The organism is Streptomyces sp. NBC_01723 (genome assembly GCF_036246005.1).
Taxonomy (GTDB): domain Bacteria; phylum Actinomycetota; class Actinomycetes; order Streptomycetales; family Streptomycetaceae; genus Streptomyces.
The window spans coordinates 5,837,253-5,854,067 of record NZ_CP109171.1 but is presented as its reverse complement, the minus strand read 5'-3'; the positions used below and the strand labels follow the sequence as shown (position 1 = coordinate 5,854,067).

The 16,815-nt window shown below is 73.3% G+C and carries 12 protein-coding genes; 5 read left to right on the top strand and 7 right to left on the bottom strand.

Annotated features, from left to right (window positions below; translation table 11 throughout):
* The first annotated feature begins 266 nt into the window (after positions 1-266).
* Genes OIE75_RS27195 through OIE75_RS27175 form a run of 5 tightly spaced genes read left to right on the top strand, consistent with a single transcriptional unit; the run spans position 267 to position 6,192 of the window.
* The gene (locus OIE75_RS27195) at positions 267-2,129 is read left to right on the top strand and encodes an ABC transporter substrate-binding protein (RefSeq protein ID WP_329472362.1); all 1,863 of its coding nucleotides are present in this window, start codon (positions 267-269) and stop codon (positions 2,127-2,129) included.
* Positions 2,122-3,183, top strand: coding sequence for an ABC transporter permease (locus OIE75_RS27190; RefSeq protein ID WP_307015407.1), 1,062 nt, complete (start codon positions 2,122-2,124; stop codon positions 3,181-3,183). Before OIE75_RS27195 ends, OIE75_RS27190 begins: the two co-directional genes overlap by 8 nt.
* A complete protein-coding gene (locus tag OIE75_RS27185; RefSeq protein WP_307015406.1) occupies positions 3,180-4,124 on the top strand; it encodes an ABC transporter permease in 945 nt (314 codons plus the stop codon). The genes OIE75_RS27190 and OIE75_RS27185 overlap by 4 nt, the downstream gene beginning before the upstream one ends.
* Positions 4,121-5,161: an ABC transporter ATP-binding protein gene (locus tag OIE75_RS27180; RefSeq protein ID WP_329472361.1), complete on the top strand. Its 1,041-nt coding sequence runs from the start codon at positions 4,121-4,123 to the stop codon at positions 5,159-5,161. Before OIE75_RS27185 ends, OIE75_RS27180 begins: the two co-directional genes overlap by 4 nt.
* Positions 5,158-6,192: an ABC transporter ATP-binding protein gene (locus tag OIE75_RS27175; RefSeq protein WP_307015404.1), complete on the top strand. Its 1,035-nt coding sequence runs from the start codon at positions 5,158-5,160 to the stop codon at positions 6,190-6,192. The genes OIE75_RS27180 and OIE75_RS27175 overlap by 4 nt, the downstream gene beginning before the upstream one ends.
* Positions 6,193-6,195: 3 nt before the next feature.
* Here the strand turns inward: OIE75_RS27175 and OIE75_RS27170 are convergent, their stop codons facing one another.
* The 7 genes from OIE75_RS27170 to OIE75_RS27140 all read right to left on the bottom strand — a co-directional run bounded on the left by OIE75_RS27170 (position 6,196) and on the right by OIE75_RS27140 (position 16,759).
* Positions 6,196-7,155: a bifunctional riboflavin kinase/FAD synthetase gene (locus OIE75_RS27170; RefSeq protein ID WP_307015403.1), complete on the bottom strand. Its 960-nt coding sequence runs from the start codon at positions 7,153-7,155 to the stop codon at positions 6,196-6,198.
* Between the two features lie 91 nt (positions 7,156-7,246).
* A complete protein-coding gene (locus OIE75_RS27165) occupies positions 7,247-11,095 on the bottom strand; it encodes a trypsin-like peptidase domain-containing protein (protein ID WP_329472360.1) in 3,849 nt (1,282 codons plus the stop codon).
* Between the two features lie 255 nt (positions 11,096-11,350).
* Complete coding sequence (gene truB / locus OIE75_RS27160; protein ID WP_329472359.1) at positions 11,351-12,256, bottom strand: tRNA pseudouridine(55) synthase TruB; 906 nt, start codon at positions 12,254-12,256, stop codon at positions 11,351-11,353.
* Entirely contained in the window at positions 12,253-12,726 is a 474-nt protein-coding gene (gene rbfA, locus OIE75_RS27155) for a 30S ribosome-binding factor RbfA (RefSeq protein WP_307015400.1), read from the bottom strand. The genes truB and rbfA overlap by 4 nt, the downstream gene beginning before the upstream one ends.
* Positions 12,727-12,785: 59 nt before the next feature.
* Positions 12,786-13,079, bottom strand: a complete 294-nt coding sequence (locus tag OIE75_RS27150) for a DUF503 domain-containing protein (protein ID WP_064730112.1) — start codon at positions 13,077-13,079, stop codon at positions 12,786-12,788.
* Positions 13,080-13,232: 153 nt separating this feature from the next.
* Positions 13,233-16,301 carry a translation initiation factor IF-2 gene (gene infB, locus OIE75_RS27145; protein WP_329472358.1) on the bottom strand — a complete coding sequence of 1,023 codons (3,069 nt, stop codon included), beginning with the start codon at positions 16,299-16,301 and terminating at the stop codon, positions 13,233-13,235.
* A gap of 176 nt (positions 16,302-16,477) precedes the next feature.
* Positions 16,478-16,759, bottom strand: a complete 282-nt coding sequence (locus OIE75_RS27140; protein ID WP_079163683.1) for a YlxR family protein — start codon at positions 16,757-16,759, stop codon at positions 16,478-16,480.
* Positions 16,760-16,815: the final 56 nt, after the last annotated feature.

Below are 16,815 nucleotides of genomic sequence, written 5' to 3'. Positions count from 1 at the left end.
CGCGGGCCTTCGCGTGTGCGCGGGCAGAACCGGTGAAACACGGGCGCCAGGCTCTCACCAGGGAAGCGCCAGAGGTCTGTGCCAATGAGAGTGACGGGTTGGTCAACTCGCCGTTTCCGCAGGCCACATGGGGTTTGACGGACCGTTGACGCGCGCAGACTGCCGCTGGTAGACACACACTTCATTCCGCGTTCACCACTGTTCAAGCCCGCCTCACGCGGGGACGTCCGGCGTTCCCGCGTGCGATGACGCGAGGTCAGGTAGTCATGAGCACACACGATCAGCACGGCAGTGGACGTACCGCCCCCCGCCGGTTCAGAGCCCGGCTCCTCGCCGCGGCGGGCGCCTGCGCGCTGCTCCTCACGTCGGGGGCGGTCGCTCCCGCGGCCACGGCGGCCGAGGACGGCGACGGGGGCGGCGACAAGACGCTCACCGTCGCCGTGGCGCAGAGCGTCGACTCGCTCAGCCCCTTCCTGGCGGTACGCCTGCTCAGCACGAGCATCCACAAGCTGACGTACGAGTACCTGACCAACTACGACGCCAAGGACAACCACGTCATACCGGGTCTGGCGACCGAGTGGAAGGCGTCGTCCGACAAGCTGACCTGGACCTACAAGATCCGCTCCGACTCCAAGTGGTCGGACGGGCAGCAGGCCACCGCCGAGGACGCGGCGTGGACGTTCAACAAGATGATGACCGACCAGGGCGCCGCCACCGCCAACGGCAGCTTCGTCGGCAACTTCGAGAAGGTGACCGCGCCCAGCCCGACCCAGCTGGTGATCCGGCTGAAGAAGCCGCAGGCCACGATGACCGCGCTGGACGTGCCGATCGTGCCCAAGCACGTCTGGGAGAAGGTCGGGGACTTCTCGAAGTTCAACAACGACAAGGACTTCCCGATCGTCGGCAACGGGCCGTTCATCCTCACGGACTACAAGCCGGACAGCTATGTGCGGCTCAAGGCCAACAAGGACTTCTGGCGGGGCGCCCCCAAGTTCGACAACCTGGTGTTCCGCTACTACAAGGACCAGGACGCCGCCGTCGCCGCCCTGCGCAAGGGCGAGGTGTCGTTCGTGGCGGGGTCGCCGTCCCTGACGCCCGCCCAGGCCGACTCCCTCAAGGGCGAGGAGAACATCCGCGTCAACGACGCCCCCGGCCGCCGCTTCTACGCCCTCGCCACCAACCCGGGCGCCCGGGCGAAGGACGGCACGGAGTTCGGTGACGGCGATCCCTCGCTCCTCGACCAGCGGGTGCGGAACGCGCTGTTCATGGCGGTGGACCGCAAGGCGATCGTCGACAAGGTCTTCCAGGGCCACGCGGTCGAGGGCGCGGGCTACATCCCGCCGCGCTTCTCGCAGTACTTCTACGAGCCGACGGCCGAGCAGGAGCTGGCGTACGACCCGGCCGAGGCGGCCCGGCTGCTGGACGAGGCGGGCTACGAGAAGAACGCCGACGGCAAGCGCGTCGGCAAGGACGGCAAGCCGCTGAACTACCGCGTCCTGTGCCATGCCACCGACCCGAACGACAAGGCGGTCGGCAAGTACCTCCAGGAGTGGTGGGGCGAACTCGGGATCTCGATCACCCTCGACTGCCTCGACAACGTGACCGACCCGTGGCTGGCCGGCAAGTACGACCTCGCCTTCGACGGCTGGTCGGTCAACCCCGACCCGGACTTCGTGCTCTCCATCCACACCTGCGCGGCGCTCCCGGCGACACCCAAGGACACCGGCGCCACCGACAACTTCATCTGCGACAAGAAGTACGACGACCTGTACGCCCAGCAGTTGGGCGAGTACGACGCCGGCAAGCGCGCGGACCTCGTCAAGCAGATGCAGTCCCGGCTCTACGACACCGGCTACATGAACGTCATGGCGTATCCGAACGCGGTCGAGGCCTACCGCACGGACCAGATCGAGTCGATCACCACCATGCCGTCCGACGCGGGCAACATCTACGGCCAGGACGGGTACTGGAGCTGGTGGTCGGCCGTCCCCGCGGACTCCGGTGACTCCTCGGGCGGTTCGTCGTCGACGGGCACCGTGATCGGGATCGTCGCGGGTGTCGTCGTCCTCGCCGGCCTCGGGGTGCTCTTCGCCGTCCGCCGCCGGGCGACGGCGGACGACCGTGAGTAGCGCGACGGATTCCGCGCCCCTCGCCGCGACCGGCGCCGCGCTCGGCAAGCGGCCGTCCGGGCCGTCGCGGCGCGGGAGCAGTGGGTATCCGCGGTACGTGGCGGGGAAGCTGGGCGGAGCGGTCGTCTCCCTCTTCGCCGTCCTGGTCACGAGCTTCTTCCTCTTCAGGCTGATCCCCGGCGACCCGGTGAAGTTCATGACCGGCGGCCGTCCGGTCTCGGCCGAGCAGCTCGCCGTCTACCGGGAGGAGTTCGGGCTCGACCTGCCGATGTGGCAGCAGTTCACGGACTACTGCCTCAAGGCGCTGAGCGGGGACCTCGGCACGTCGTACCAGTTCCACGCGCCGGTCGTCGACAAGATCGTCGAGGCGCTGCCGAACACGCTGCTGCTCACCGGCACGGCCTTCGTGATCTACACCGCGCTGGGTGCCTTCCTCGGCACCCGGTCGGCGTGGCGGCACGGCGGGCTGGGTGACCGGCTCAACACCGGTCTGGCGCTGACGCTCTACTCCATCCCGTCGTTCTGGCTGGGGCTGCTGCTCATCATCGTCCTGTCGGTCGGCGTGGACCCGATCCCGGGCCTGTTCCCGACCGGCGGCATGGAGTCGGGCGGCGAGGAGGGCTTCGCCCACGTGCTCGACGTCGCCCACCATCTCGTCCTCCCGGTGGTGACGCTGGTCGCCGTGGAGTACGGGCAGACGCTGCTGGTCACCCGGTCGGCGCTGCTGGACGAGATGGGCGGCGACTACCTGACGACCGCGCGGGCCAAGGGGCTCAGGGACGACCTCGTGCGGCGCCGGCACGCCGTGCCCAACGCGTTGCTGCCGACCGTGACGCTGGTCTTCGTCAACCTGGGTCGGACGGTGGCGGGTGTCATCCTGGTCGAGACCGTCTTCTCCTGGCCGGGGCTCGGCGGGCTGTTCTACCAGGCGCTGAGCGTGCCCGATCTGCCGTTGGTGCAGGGGCTGTTCTTCGTCTTCGCCGCGGCGGTGATCCTGATGAACACGCTGGCCGACCTCCTGTATCCGCTGCTCGACCCGAGGGTGGGCCGATGACCGCCGAGACCACCGAGACCCCTGCGGAGCCCTCCGGGAAGGCGGGCGGGCCGAGTCCGCGTGCGCTCGCCCGGCGGCGGCGCCGTGCCTCCGTCGCGCGCTTCTGGAAGGAGTACCGCCGGCACCGGGCGGGCCTCTTCGGGCTGGCCGCGCTGTCGCTGTTCGTGCTGGTCGCCCTCACCGCGCCGTTGACGGTCGGGTCGGACGTGGACAGCGTGACCGACGCGCCGGGGCAGCCGCTGGAGAGTCCGAGCGGCCAGTTCCCCCTGGGCACGGACCAGTTCGGGCGGAACCTGCTCGGCCTGCTGATCTGGGGCTCGCGCGTGTCCCTGCTCGTCGGGCTGCTCGCGGCCGCGCTGTCGGTGGCGATCGGCGCGGTCATCGGGATCACGGCCGGGCACTTCCGCGGGTGGTACGCCACGGTGATGATGCGGATCACGGACTGGTTCCTGGTGATGCCGACGCTGGTGCTGGCGATCGTGCTGGCGACGGTCATGTCCCGTTCCCTCGCCACGATCGTGCTGGCGATCGGGGTGACCACGTGGCCGACCACGGCACGGCTGGTGCGGGCGCAGACGCTGGCGGTGGAGTCGCGGCCGTACATCGAGCGCGCGAAGGCGCTGGGGGGCGGGCACTGGCACATCATGTCCCGGCACGTGCTGCCCAACGTCATGCCGCTGGTCCTCGCGCAGACCACCCTGATCATCTCCTCCGCGATCCTGGCCGAGGCGACGCTGGCCTTCCTCGGGCTCGGGGACCCGACGGTGGTGTCCTGGGGCGGGCTGCTTCAGGACGCGCGGGAGGCGGGGTCGGTGAGTTCCGGCGACTGGTGGTACCTGGTGCCGCCGGGCGTCGGGATCGCGGTCGTGGCGCTGGCGTTCACGCTGTGCGGGCGTGCGGTGGAGGCCGTTCTCAATCCCAGGCTGGGGGTGTCCCGTTGAGTCTCCTGGAGGTCCGGGACCTGAAGGTGACGTATGCCGGTGGCGCGGCCGCCGTGCGCGGGGTCGACCTGCGCCTCGACGCGGGCGAGAAGCTCGGCATCGCGGGCGAGTCCGGCTGCGGCAAGTCCACGCTGGCGCTGGCGCTGCTGCGGCTGCTGCCGCCCGGCGCCCGGACCGGCGGGGAGATCCTGCTGGACGGCGAGGACGTGCTGACCATGAAGTGGGGGCGGCTGCGGGCGGTGCGCTGGGCGGGGGCGTCGATCGTTTTCCAGGGCGCGATGCACTCCCTGAACGCCGTGCACCGCATCGGTGACCAGATCGCCGAGCCCGTCCTGCTGCACCGCGGGGCGACGGCGGCCGGCGCGCGCAGGAAGACGGGCGAGCTGCTGGAGCAGGTGGGGCTGCCCGCCTCGCGGGCGAGTGCCTACCCGCACGAGCTGTCCGGCGGGCAGCGGCAGCGCGTGATGATCGCGATGGCGCTGGCCTGCGACCCGCGTCTGATCGTCGCCGACGAGCCGACCACGGCGCTCGACGTGATGATCCAGGCGCAGATCCTGAGGCTGATCGAGGGCCTGGTCGGCGAGCAGAACGTCGGCCTGATCATGATCAGCCACGACCTCGCGGTGCTGGCCGACACCTGCGACCGCCTCGCGGTGATGTACGCGGGCCGGGTGGTCGAGGAGGGACCGGCCCGGCAGGTCTACGAGGACGCCCGGCATCCGTACGGCCGCGCGCTGTCGGCGGCCTTCCCGACGATCGGCGACCCGGCCTCGCGGTTCGCGCCCCGCGGCCTGCCCGGCGACCCGCCCGACCCGACGGCGGTGCCCTCCGGCTGCGCGTTCCACCCGAGGTGCCCGGTCGCCCTGGACCTCTGCGCCACCCAGGACCAGGCACTGCGCGAGGCGGGAGCCCGTCGGCGGGCGGCCTGCGTCCACGTGGGCGCGGGGGACGGCGGAGCGCCCGGCAGTACCGAGGCGGCCGCCGGCCCCTCCGGCGGCGCCGTGACGAACGACGGAGTGAGGAGCAGCAGCCCATGACGAGCACCACACCCCCGTTGCTGAGCGTCCAGGGGCTGCACGTCACGTTTCCCGGCCGGCGCGGGTCGGCCGACGCGCGGGCGGTGGACGGGGTCGATCTCGACATCCGGCGGGGCGAGATCGTCGCGCTGGTCGGCGAGTCGGGCTGCGGCAAGACCACCCTCGCGCGTTCCCTGCTCGGCCTGGTCCCGCCGACCGGGGGCCGCGTCACCTTCGACGGGGCCCCGCTCGCCCGCTCGGGGCGCGCGCTGAAGGCGTACCGCAAGCGGGCCCAGCTGGTCCTCCAGGACCCGAGCGGCTCGCTCAACCCGCGGCACACGGTGTACGACATCGTCGCCGAGGGCCTGCGCATCCACGGTCACGCGGGGGACGAGCGGACGGCGGTCGCCGAGGCCCTGTCCCGGGCCGGACTGCGGCCACCCGAGCGGTTCTTCCTGCGCTACCCGCACGAGCTGTCCGGCGGCCAGCGGCAGCGGGTCGTCATCGCGGGCGCGCTGGTCCTGGAGCCGGAACTGCTCGTCGCGGACGAACCGGTGGCCTCCCTCGACGCGTCGGTACGCGGCGAGATCCTCGCGCTGCTGCTGCGGCTGCGCACCGAACTGGGCCTGTCGGCGCTGGTCGTCACCCACGACCTGGGCCTGGCCTGGAACATCGCCGACCGGGTGGCGGTGATGTACCTCGGCCGGATCGTCGAGACGGGCCCGGTGGAACAGGTGCTGACGGCGCCCCGGCATCCGTACACGCAGGCGCTGCTGTCGGTCCTGCCGGAGGCGCCGGGCACGCCGGTCGTGCTCACCGGCGAGCCCCCGGACCCGTCGTTCATCCCCTCCGGCTGCCGCTTCCACGTCCGCTGCCAGGTGCTGGCCGGCGGTGAGGCGGAGCGGGCCGGGGTGGCCGACGCGTGCCGGCACGGGGAGCTGGAGGTCCTGTCCGGCGGCGACGAGGCCCAGGTCGCCTGCCACTGGGCCCGGTCGCGAGCGGAGCGGCCCACGGCCGGAGCAGGCGACGAGGCGACCGTCCGGCCGGGCTGAACGTCAGGGGCGGTGGACGTCCGACGCCGCGATGATCTCGCGGCACCTCTGGACGTCCTGGCCCATCTGCTCCAGCAGCGCGTCCAGGGTCTCGAACCGGGCCTGGCCGCGTACGAAGGCGAGGAAGTCGACGGCGACGTGCAGGCCGTACAGGTCGAGGTCCACGCGGTCGATGGCGTACGCCTCCACCGTGCGCTCGGTGCCCTCGAACTGCGGGTTGGTGCCGACCGAGATCGCGGCCGGCATCGCCTCGCCCTGGGCGTGCAGCCAGCCGGCGTAGACGCCGTCGGCCGGGATCGCGGTGTGCGGGAGGGTCTCGACGTTGGCCGTCGGGAAGCCCATCTCGCGCCCCCGCTGGGCGCCGCGCACGACCACGCCCTCCACGCGGTGCGGGCGGCCCAGGATCTCCGCGGCGCCCTCGACGTCGCCCTCGGCGACCAGGCGGCGGGTCAGGGTGGAGGAGAACGGCTCGCCGCCGCCCGCGTCACCGGTCACGTACAGGTCGACGACCTCGACCTCGAAGTCGTAGACCTTGCCCTGCTCGGTGAGGAAGTCCACGTTGCCCGCGGCCTTGTGGCCGAAGCGGAAGTTGGGGCCCTCGACGACCGCCTTGGCGCGCAGCCGGTCGACCAGGACCTTCACCACGAAGTCCGCCGCGGAGAGCTTCGAGAACTCCGTCGTGAACGGCAGGATCAGCACCGCGTCCACACCCAGGTCCGCCATCAGTTCGGCACGGCGGTGGTGCGCGGCGAGCAGGGGCGGGTGACTGCCGGGGCGGACGACCTCGCTGGGGTGCGGGTCGAAGGTGACGACGACGGCGGGGACGCCCAGCTCGCGGGCGCGGTCCACGGCGTGCTTGATGATCAGCTGGTGCCCGCGGTGGACGCCGTCGTAGGAGCCGATGGTGACGACGCTGCGTCCCCAGTCCTCGGGGATGTCCTCCAAGCCACGCCAGCGCTGCACTGTGTCTGCTCCTTGGTGGTTTCCGTGATCTCGGTGGGTCCGGTGCTGACCCTTACGCAGGTCTAAGGGTGCCATGCCGTCCGGGCCGGGGTCAGGCGGGGACCCGGGCTCCCGCGAGGTTCTCGATCGTGCGGCGGGCGCTGGGGCCGACCAGCGCGGCCCAGTCCGGCGGCGCGTCGGCCAGCCAGCCGGTCAGCCGGGTGGCGAAGCCCGGGAGGTGTCGGGCCAGGTCGACCAGCCCGCGGTCGAAGCGGGTGGCTCCGTCGGGGGTGCGGACGAGGAGGAGACCGGTGCGGTGGACGAGGGCGCGCCGGTCCTCACCGGCGCACCGGGCGGCCGCGTACAGCAGCGCTTCCAGGACGGCGGGGGCCTGCTCGTGGGCGAGGAGGCGCTCGCGCAGTTCCCGGCGGAGCGGGCCGGCCGCGGCGGTGCCGTCGGCGGGGAGGACACCGGCGAGGGCGGCCCGCGCGGGCTCGGGTCCGTCGTCGAGGAGAGAGGTGACGAAGGGGAGGAGTACGGCGCGGTCGGCGGGGTCCCGGTCCAGGCGCCGGTCGACGTAGGCGGCCAGGTGTCCGGCGGTCTCGGGGCGGTCCGCGACGGCTCGCGCCACGAGGGCGGCCACCCGGCGGGCCAGCGCGGGGGTGGTGGCGTCGGCGAGCACGCGGAGCGCCTCCCCCGCGTCGGGGCCGCGCAGCCGGGCCCGGAAGGCTTCGAGGACGGCTTCCGGATGGGTGGGCAGGGCGGTGGCCACCGCGCTCGGCGGGAGGTGGGGGTCGCCGGCCGCGAAGTGGTCCAGCGCTCTCGGAAGATGGCGTTCACGGCTGTCCGGGTCGTGCACGAGCAGGGCGAGCGCGCCGCCGTGCAGCGGGCTGTCGGCGGGCCCGGCGAGCAGGACGAGGGCGGCGTGCCGGAGCAGGGTGCGGTCGGCGGCGGTGCGGGCGTTCGGGGCGGTGCGCAGTCCGTGGGTGACGGCGGCGCTCCGCCGCTCGGGGCGCTCGTCGCGCGCCCACCGTTCCACGGCGCGGCACAGGGCCGAGGGTTCCTCCTCGGCCAGGACGGCGAGCAGTTCGTCGGCCCGTCGGTGGGTGCTGTCGACGAGGACCTCGGTGAGTCCGTCCAGGCCGCGGTGGCGGTGGGTGTGCAGCAGCGCCTGCGCGGCCGTCGCGACGGTGGCGTGCGGGGTGGCGGGCAGCGGCCGGTCGTCGTCGAACCAGCGGACCAGGAGCGCCTGTACGGCCCCGGGAGCGGCGGTGAGCAGTGCCGCGACGGTGTCGAGGTGGCGGGGGCCCGGCTCGCTCGGGGGGCCGTCGGCGAGGACCAGGCGGCGCAGCAGGTCCAGCCGGAGGGCGTCGGGCAGCCGCAGGCCCGTCCAGAAGGCGGGCCCGAACTCCGCCGGCGCCGGCCGTCCCTCTCCGCGCCGTTCCGCGAGGCCGTCGGCGAGGAGCCGCAGCACCTCCGTGTACGGCGTCGCGTCGGGCACGCGCGCGAGGACGCGGGTGAGCAGCCGTGGGGCCCACCAGGAGTGGGGGTCGGCGTCGAGGGCGTGCACCAGCTCCTCGAGGGTCAGGGCGAGTTGGAGGACGCCGTGCTGCCGGGCGAGGAGCAGGACGGCCTCGACGACGGGGCCGATGCGGTGGTGGGGCACCGGGAGGGTGTGCGTGTCGTGCGGGGTGCCGCGGCGGTGGACGAGGGCGCGCAGGGCCTCGTGCAGGTCGAGGTGGACGCCCTGGATCCAGTCGGCCAGCTCCTCGTGCGCGAAGCGGTAGCCGGGGCCCGCGGGGACGAGGAGGCCCTCGGCGAGCACGGCCGACGCCCAGCCGGTGCCGCCGCCGAGCCGGGCCGGGGCGGGCCCCCACGGGAACAGCGCCTCGAAGGACTCCCGGTCAAGCGCGCCCTGTCCGGGGCCGAGACTGCGCCGGGCGGCCTCGTGGACCTGCCCGGAGACGTTCGCGGCGAGCCGTCGTACGGCGGTGCCGTGGAGGCCGTTCTCCCGGGCCAGGCGGGTCGCGACGCGCAGGCACGCGAGGTCCAGGTACGCCTGGAAGACCTCGTCCCGGTCGACGGGCGCCGCGGGCAGGTCGAGGCCTTCGCGGACCTCGCCGAACAGGCGCAGGGTGAGGGGGTGCCGGTCGTCGGGGGCTCGAAGGGCGCCGTCCGGGACGCCGTGGCGGGCGCGCGCCTCCCGGGCCTCTTCGTCGCCCAGGTCACCGAGCGGAACGCAGGGCGGCAGCACCGGCCCGGGAGCCGCCGGCTCCACGCCGTCGAACCCCGGCCGGGGCACGCCGACCGCCGTCCCGGCCACCACCGCCCCGGCCGACGGGCGTGTTCCGGCGACCGCCCAGGACGGCACGGGTACGCCGGCCCCGCCCTGCACGACCGCCGCCCCGGCCGACGACACGACACCGGCCGACGGGCGCCCCCCGGCGACCGCCCGGGACGGCACCGGTACGGCGGTCCCGCCCCGGCGTGACGCCCCCGGCGTCGCCCACAGCGGCCTCCCGGCGCCGTCCGCCGCGACCGGCGCGGCGGCGCGCTCCTCGGGCGCCGGGCCGTACAGCAGGTCCCGGGGGAACTCGGCCCCCGCGTGCTCCCAGTACTCCGCCCGGCAGGCGATGACCAGCCGGATGCCCGTCTCCCCCAGCCAGGCCGCGGTGCCCTCGGTCCACTCGGGGAGGCGGTGGGCGAGGACGGGCGGCATCTCCTCGGGGCCGTCCAGCACCAGGAGGAGGGGCCTTCCGGCGGTGCGGGCCAGGCGGGCGAGGCGCTCCGGGTCGATGTCTCCGAGGTCGTCGGGGTATGCGCGGTCCGAGGCGGCGACGATGCGGGCGGCCCGGTCCAGCGTCCGGCGCACGGCGTCCGCCAGCGACATGTCCTCGTCGCACAGGTCGGCGCCGCGCAGCCACAGCGTGGGGGCCGGTGCGGGGCCCCGGGAGCGGCGGGCGACGAGGGCCGTCAGCTCGGTCGTGCGGCCGCTGCCCGGCGCGCCGACCAGGCCCAGTACGCCGGCGCGGCCGGCGGCGAAGGCGGTGAACGCGCGGGTCACCGCGGGCCGTTCGACCGGCTTCACCACCGGCCCCACCGAGGGTGCGCCCCCTTGCGGCCCGGAGCCCTCGACCGCACGGACGTCCCCGCACTCCCCCGACGCGCCCCGCGGACCGTCCTGCCCGACCGACGTCGCCGTGAGGGCGAGGACACCCGCGAGATTGAGATCGGCTCCGTAGGCCGGGACCGTCGCGGCGTTCTCGGCGAGGAGGGCGGCGAGCGGGCCCGTGTCCGGGCGGCGCAGCGGTACGGCGAAGCCGACGTCGCTGTGCCCGGAGCTGAGCGCGGTGCCGAGGACCCCGAGGACGGCACCGGTCTCGATGTCGACGACGGGGCCGCCGGCCGCCCCGCCGCCGAGCCGCAGCGCGTCCCGCCCGGAGGTGCCGCAGGCCAGTTCCAGCGCGTCGCCGAGGAGGTGGAAGCGGTCGGTGGCCGTGTAGGTCACGCCGGTGGTGCCCAGGACGCGGGCCTCGCGCCAACCGCCGGCGGCGATGCGCACGTAGGTGCCGGCCTCGATGCGGTCCCGCGTGGTGACGGGCAGCGGGCGCACGCCCAGGCCCTCGGTGCGGACCAGGGCCAGGCCGAGGGCGGGCAGCGGGGTCACGTCGGCGGCGGCGACCACGCGGCGCCGGTCCCCGGCGGTGCGCAGGACCAGCCGGGAGAGGCCGTCGACCGCTTCGTGGCTGGTGAGCACGGTGCCGTGGTGGTCGGCGACGAATCCCGTGCCGCGGGGGCGTCCGGCGAGGTCGTGCACCTGGACCAGGGCGCCGTCGGGCGCGTGCCGGGCCGGAGCGGCCACCCGGGCCGGAGGCCCGCCGCGCGCGTCCCGGGCTCCGTCCCGCGGCCCCGGTCCCGCCCTGCCGCCCGCCGCCTCCCGGGACCGGTTCCTCGACGCCATCGCCGGACCTCCCCGCCGTACACCCGTGCTGTGTGTTCGACGGTAGGCGCGTGATGATCAGCGGGACAGATCCCCTGGCGAACGCGCCCCCTCCCACTCCCCCGGTTCACTCCGAGCGCCTGCCCGGACGGGTGAACAGGAGGGGGCGGTTGGATACACCCTAGGAGGCGGGGGAACCGAGGGGGGACCGTGGAGCGGCGACAGTGAGGTCCCCGTGATCGCCGCTCCACGGGCGGACGCCGACGGCGCGTCGGCTCAGCCGAAGACGGCCAGGCTCTTCGCCTTGCCCTGGTGCTCCTCGACGAGCGCGAGCAGTCCGCCCTCGGGACCGTAGACGGCGACGGCACCGGCGCCCGCGTAGACCTCGGGCATGTCCAGGCGGACCCCGTTTCGGAGCAGCTTGGCCCGCCTGGTGTCGACGTCCCAGCGCGGGAAGGCGGCGCCGGCCGCGTCCGCGACGGGCATGACGGTCAGCTCCTGCTGGAGCTGGTCCAGCGTCCGGGCGGTGTCCAGCTTGTAGGGCCCGACCCGGGTGCGGCGCAGCGCGGTGAGGTGGCCGCCGACGCCGAGACCGCCGCCCAGGTCGCGCGCCAGGGCCCGGATGTAGGTACCGGAGGAGCAGACCACGGAGACGACCAGGTCCAGCACCGGGGTGCCGTCCTCGGCGACGGCGTCGCGGACGTCGTACACGGAGAACGAGGAGACGGTGACGGGACGGGCGGGGATCTCGAACTCCTCGCCCTCGCGCGCCCGCTTGTAGGAGCGCACGCCCTTGATCTTGATGGCGCTGACCTTGGACGGCACCTGCATGATCTCGCCGGTCAGTTCGGCGATCCCGGCGTCGATCGCCTCCCGGGTGACCTTCGAGGCGTCCGCGCACCCCGTGATCTCGCCCTCGGCGTCGTCGGTCAGGGTGGTCTGCCCGAGCCGGATGGTGCCCAGGTACTCCTTCTCGGTGAGGGCGAGGTGCCCGAGGAGCTTGGTCGCCCGCTCCACACCGAGGACCAGGACGCCCGTCGCCATCGGGTCGAGCGTGCCGGCGTGCCCGACGCGCCGCGTCCGGGCGATGCCCCGCATCTTGGCGACGACGTCGTGCGAAGTGAAACCCGACGGCTTGTCGACGATGACAAGGCCGTCGGGCGTGGTGTGCTTCTCGGTCATTTAGCGGTGTCGTCCGTCTCGTCGGCCTCGGCGGCCTCGTCCTCGGACTCGTCCGGCTTGCGGTACGGGTCGGCCTCACCGGCGTACGCGGCGCCCGCGGACGCCTCGCGCACCTTGGCGTCGGACTGGCGCGCCTTGTCGAGGAGGTCCTCGATGTTGCGGGCGGTGTCCGGGAGGGCGTCCATGACGAAGGTCAGGGTCGGCGTGAACTTCACGCCCGCCGCCTTGCCGACCTCGGAGCGCAGGATGCCCTTGGCGCTCTCCAGGCCCGCCGCGGCGGCATTGCGCTCCTCGTCGTCCCCGTACACCGTGTAGAAGACGGTCGCCTCCCGCAGGTCACCCGTGACCCGGGTGTCCGTGATGGTGACGTGCGAGCCGAGCCGCGGGTCCTTGATCCCGCGCTGCAGCTTCTGGGCCACCACCTCTCGGATGAGGTCCGCCAGCCTTTTCGCCCGCGCGTTGTCGGCCACTGGTCCGTCTCCCGTTCTTTCTTCTCTTCGTGTTCTTGCGTGGTCTGGCGTGCTGCTGGTCAGTCGTCGTCGCCGTGGAGGCGCCGTCGCACCGACAGCAGTTCCACCTCGGGCCGGCCGGCCACCAGCCGTTCGCACCGGTCGAGTACGTCGCTGAGGTGGCCCGCGTCGCCGGACACCACGGCCAGGCCGACGACCGCCCGGCGGTGGAGGTTCATGTGCTCCACCTCGGCCGCGCTCACCGCGTACTTCCGCTGGAGTTCGGCGACGATCGGGCGGACCACGGAGCGCTTCTCCTTCAGCGAATGTACGTCGCCGAGGAGGAGGTCGAAGGACAGCGTCCCCACATACATGTATGCAACCGGTTCACCCGCCGGTTCGGGATCGATGGCCCCGCCGTTCACCGGCGGGGACATCAGAACCGTACAACGAACGGCCGGGGCCGATCGACGGATATTGTGCTCCGCCGACCGGCCCCGGGCCGCACCGTCTCGGAAGTCGGGGTGTTACACCCGCGGCTTCTCGCGCATCTCGTACGTCGCGATGACGTCGTCGACCTTGATGTCGTTGAAGTTTCCGAGGTTGATACCGCCCTCGAAGCCTTCGCGGATCTCGGTGACGTCGTCCTTGAAGCGACGCAGGCCCACGATGTTGAGGCTCTCCGCGATGACCTTGCCATCGCGCAGCAGGCGCGCCTTGGTGTTGCGCTTGACCTCGCCGGAGCGGATGAGAACACCCGCGATGTTGCCCAGCTTGGACGAGCGGAAGACCTCGCGGATCTCCGCCGTGCCCAGCTCGACCTCTTCGTACTCCGGCTTGAGCATGCCCTTGAGGGCCGCCTCGATCTCCTCGATCGCCTGGTAGATGACCGAGTAGTACCGGACGTCCACACCCTCGCGCTCGGCCATCTGCGCGGCACGCCCGGCGGCGCGCACGTTGAAGCCGATCACGATGGCGTCGGAGCCCATCGCCAGGTCGATGTCGGACTCCGTGACCGCACCGACGCCGCGGTGCAGGACGCGGATGTCGACCTCTTCGCCGACGTCCAGCTGGAGCAGGGAGGACTCCAGGGCCTCGACGGATCCGGAAGCGTCGCCCTTGATGATCAGGTTCAGCTGCTGGACCTCGCCGGCCTTGAGCACCTTGTCCAGGTCCTCCAGCGACACGCGGCGCGTGCGCTTGGCGAACGCGGCGTTCCGCTCGCGGGCGGCACGCTTCTCCGCGATCTGGCGGGCCGTACGGTCCTCCTCGACCACGATGAAGTTGTCGCCGGCGCCCGGGACGTTGGTCAGACCCAGCACCTGGACCGGGGTCGACGGACCCGCCTCGGCGACGTTGTTGCCGTTGTCGTCGAGCATGGCGCGGACGCGGCCGTAGGCGTCGCCCACCACCATCGTGTCGCCGACCCGCAGGGTGCCTCGCTGCACGAGGACCGTCGCCACGGCACCGCGGCCGCGGTCGAGGCGGGACTCGATCGAGATGCCCTGCGCGTCCTGGACCGGGTTGGCCCGCAGGTCGAGCGAGGCGTCCGCGGTGAGGACCACGGCCTCCAGCAGGGAGTCGATGTGCAGACCCTGCTTGGCGGAGATGTCGACGAACATGGTGTCGCCGCCGTACTCCTCGGCCACCAGGCCGTACTCGGTCAGCTGACCGCGCACCTTGCTCGGGTCGGCACCCTCGACGTCGATCTTGTTGACCGCGACGACGATTGGGACCTCGGCCGCCTTGGCGTGGTTGAGCGCCTCGACCGTCTGCGGCATGACGCCGTCGTTGGCCGCGACGACCAGGATCGCGATGTCGGTCGACCGGGCACCACGGGCACGCATGGCGGTGAACGCCTCGTGACCCGGGGTGTCGATGAAGGTGATCTTGCGCTCTTCTTCGTTGACCTCGGTCGCGACCTGGTAGGCACCGATGTGCTGGGTGATGCCGCCGGCCTCGCCCGCGATGACGTTCGTCTTGCGGATGGCGTCGAGCAGCCGGGTCTTACCGTGGTCGACGTGACCCATGACGGTCACGACCGGCGGACGGACGACCAGGTCCTCCTCGGAGCCCTCGTCCTCGCCGAACTCCAGGTCGAAGGACTCGAGCAGCTCGCGGTCCTCCTCCTCCGGGCTGACGATCTGAACCGTGTAGTTCATCTCGCCGGCGAGGAGGTGGAGCGTCTCGTCGGAGACGGACTGGGTCGCGGTGACCATCTCGCCGAGGTTCATCATGACCGCGACGAGCGACGCCGGGTTGGCGTTGATCTTCTCCGCGAAGTCGGTGAGCGACGCACCGCGCGACAGGCGAATGGCTTCGCCGTTACCGCGAGGCAGCATCACGCCGCCGACCGACGGGGCCTGCATGGCCTCGTACTCCTGGCGCCTCTGCCGCTTCGACTTGCGACCGCGACGCGCGGGACCGCCGGGACGGCCGAAGGCGCCCTGCGTGCCACCACGACCACCGGGACCACCGGGACGACCGCCGAAGCCGGGACGGCCACCGCCGCCACCGAAGCCACCGCCACCGGGACGACCGGCGAAACCGCCGCCGCCACCGGGACGACCGCCGCCGCCACCGCCACCGGGACGACCGGCGAAGCCGCCGCCGCCACCGGGACGACCGCCGCCGCCGCCGGGACGACCGGCACCGCCGGGACCGCGACCGCCGCCACCGGGGCCCGGACGCGGGCCGGCAGCGGGACGCTGCGGCATCATGCCGGGGTTCGGACGCGGACCGCCGCCGGGACGGGGACCGCCCTGGCCGCCGCCCTGCGGACGCGGCATCGAGCCGGGGCTCGGACGGTTGCCGCCCGGAGCCTGGGGACGGGGACCGCCGCCCTGGCCGCCGGGGGCCTGCGGACGCGGGCCGGCGCCGGGTGCACCGGGGCCGCCGGGGCGCGGACCGCCCTGCGGACGGGGCGCCTGCGGGCGCGCCATGCCGGCGTTGCCGCCGGAGGTGAAGGGGTTGTTGCCCGGACGCGGACCGCCGGGGCGGCCGCCGGGACGCTGCGCGGGGGCGCCGGGACGCTGGCCACCGGGACGGCCCTGGCCGCCCTGCTGACCACGGTCCTGACCCTGACCGGACGGACGTCCGCCGGGCTTGGGGGCACCGGGACGCGCACCGCCGGGCTTCGGGCCGGCCGGAGCGGGCGTCGAGGCGGCGGGGGCGGCCGGAGCGGCCGGCGGAGCGGTGAACTCCGGCGCGGCCGGAGCCGGACGCGGCGCGGGCTTCGGGCCCGGCGTCGGACGCGGACCCTGGGACGGCGCCGTAGCGGGGGCCGCCGGGGCCTCGGGCTGCTGGTCAGCCGCGGGCTTCGGGGTCGCCGGACGCGGCGCGGCCGGACGAGCCGCCTGCGCCGGAGACGGCGCGGCGGGCCTGGGGGCGGCCTTCTTCGGGGCGGCGGGGCGACCGGCTGCCCGGCCGTTGCCACCACCCTGCTGGAAGGCGTCTGTCAGCTTGCGTACTACGGGCGCTTCGATGGTCGAAGACGCCGAACGGACGAATTCACCGAGCTCCTGGAGCTTGGCCATGACGACCTTGCTCTCAACGCCGAACTCCTTGGCGAGTTCGTAGACCCGGACCTTAGCCACTTCGCTCCTCTGAGGTCCGGGTTGCGTCCGGACCGTCGCTAGTTCATGGGCGTACTCATCGCGTACTCATCGAGTGCTCATCGCAATCTCGACCTGCTTTCGACTCGCGAGGTACCGGGCCGCGCGGTGGGTTCCGCACGGCTCGTCTTCCTTACCACGTTGCTTACATGCTGCTTTCAGCAACCTTGTGCCTGCTCGACGTAGTGGCGCAACGCCTTTACGTCGAGCGGACCCGGGACGCGGAGCGCCCGCGGGAACGCCTTGCGGCGCACTGCCTGGTCGACACAGACCGGTACGGGGTGTACGTACGCACCCCGGCCGGGCAGCGTACCGCGTGGATCAGGGGTGCAATGACCCTCGACCGCCACGGTGCGCAGCAGCTCGCTCTTGACCGCTCGCTCCCGGCACCCCACGCAGGTGCGCTCAGGGCATGCTCGGGTACGTGTCCGGCCAGACACTCCTAAGTCTACCTCCCCCGGCCGACCTCACCCCTTCGGGGCAAGAATCGAACACG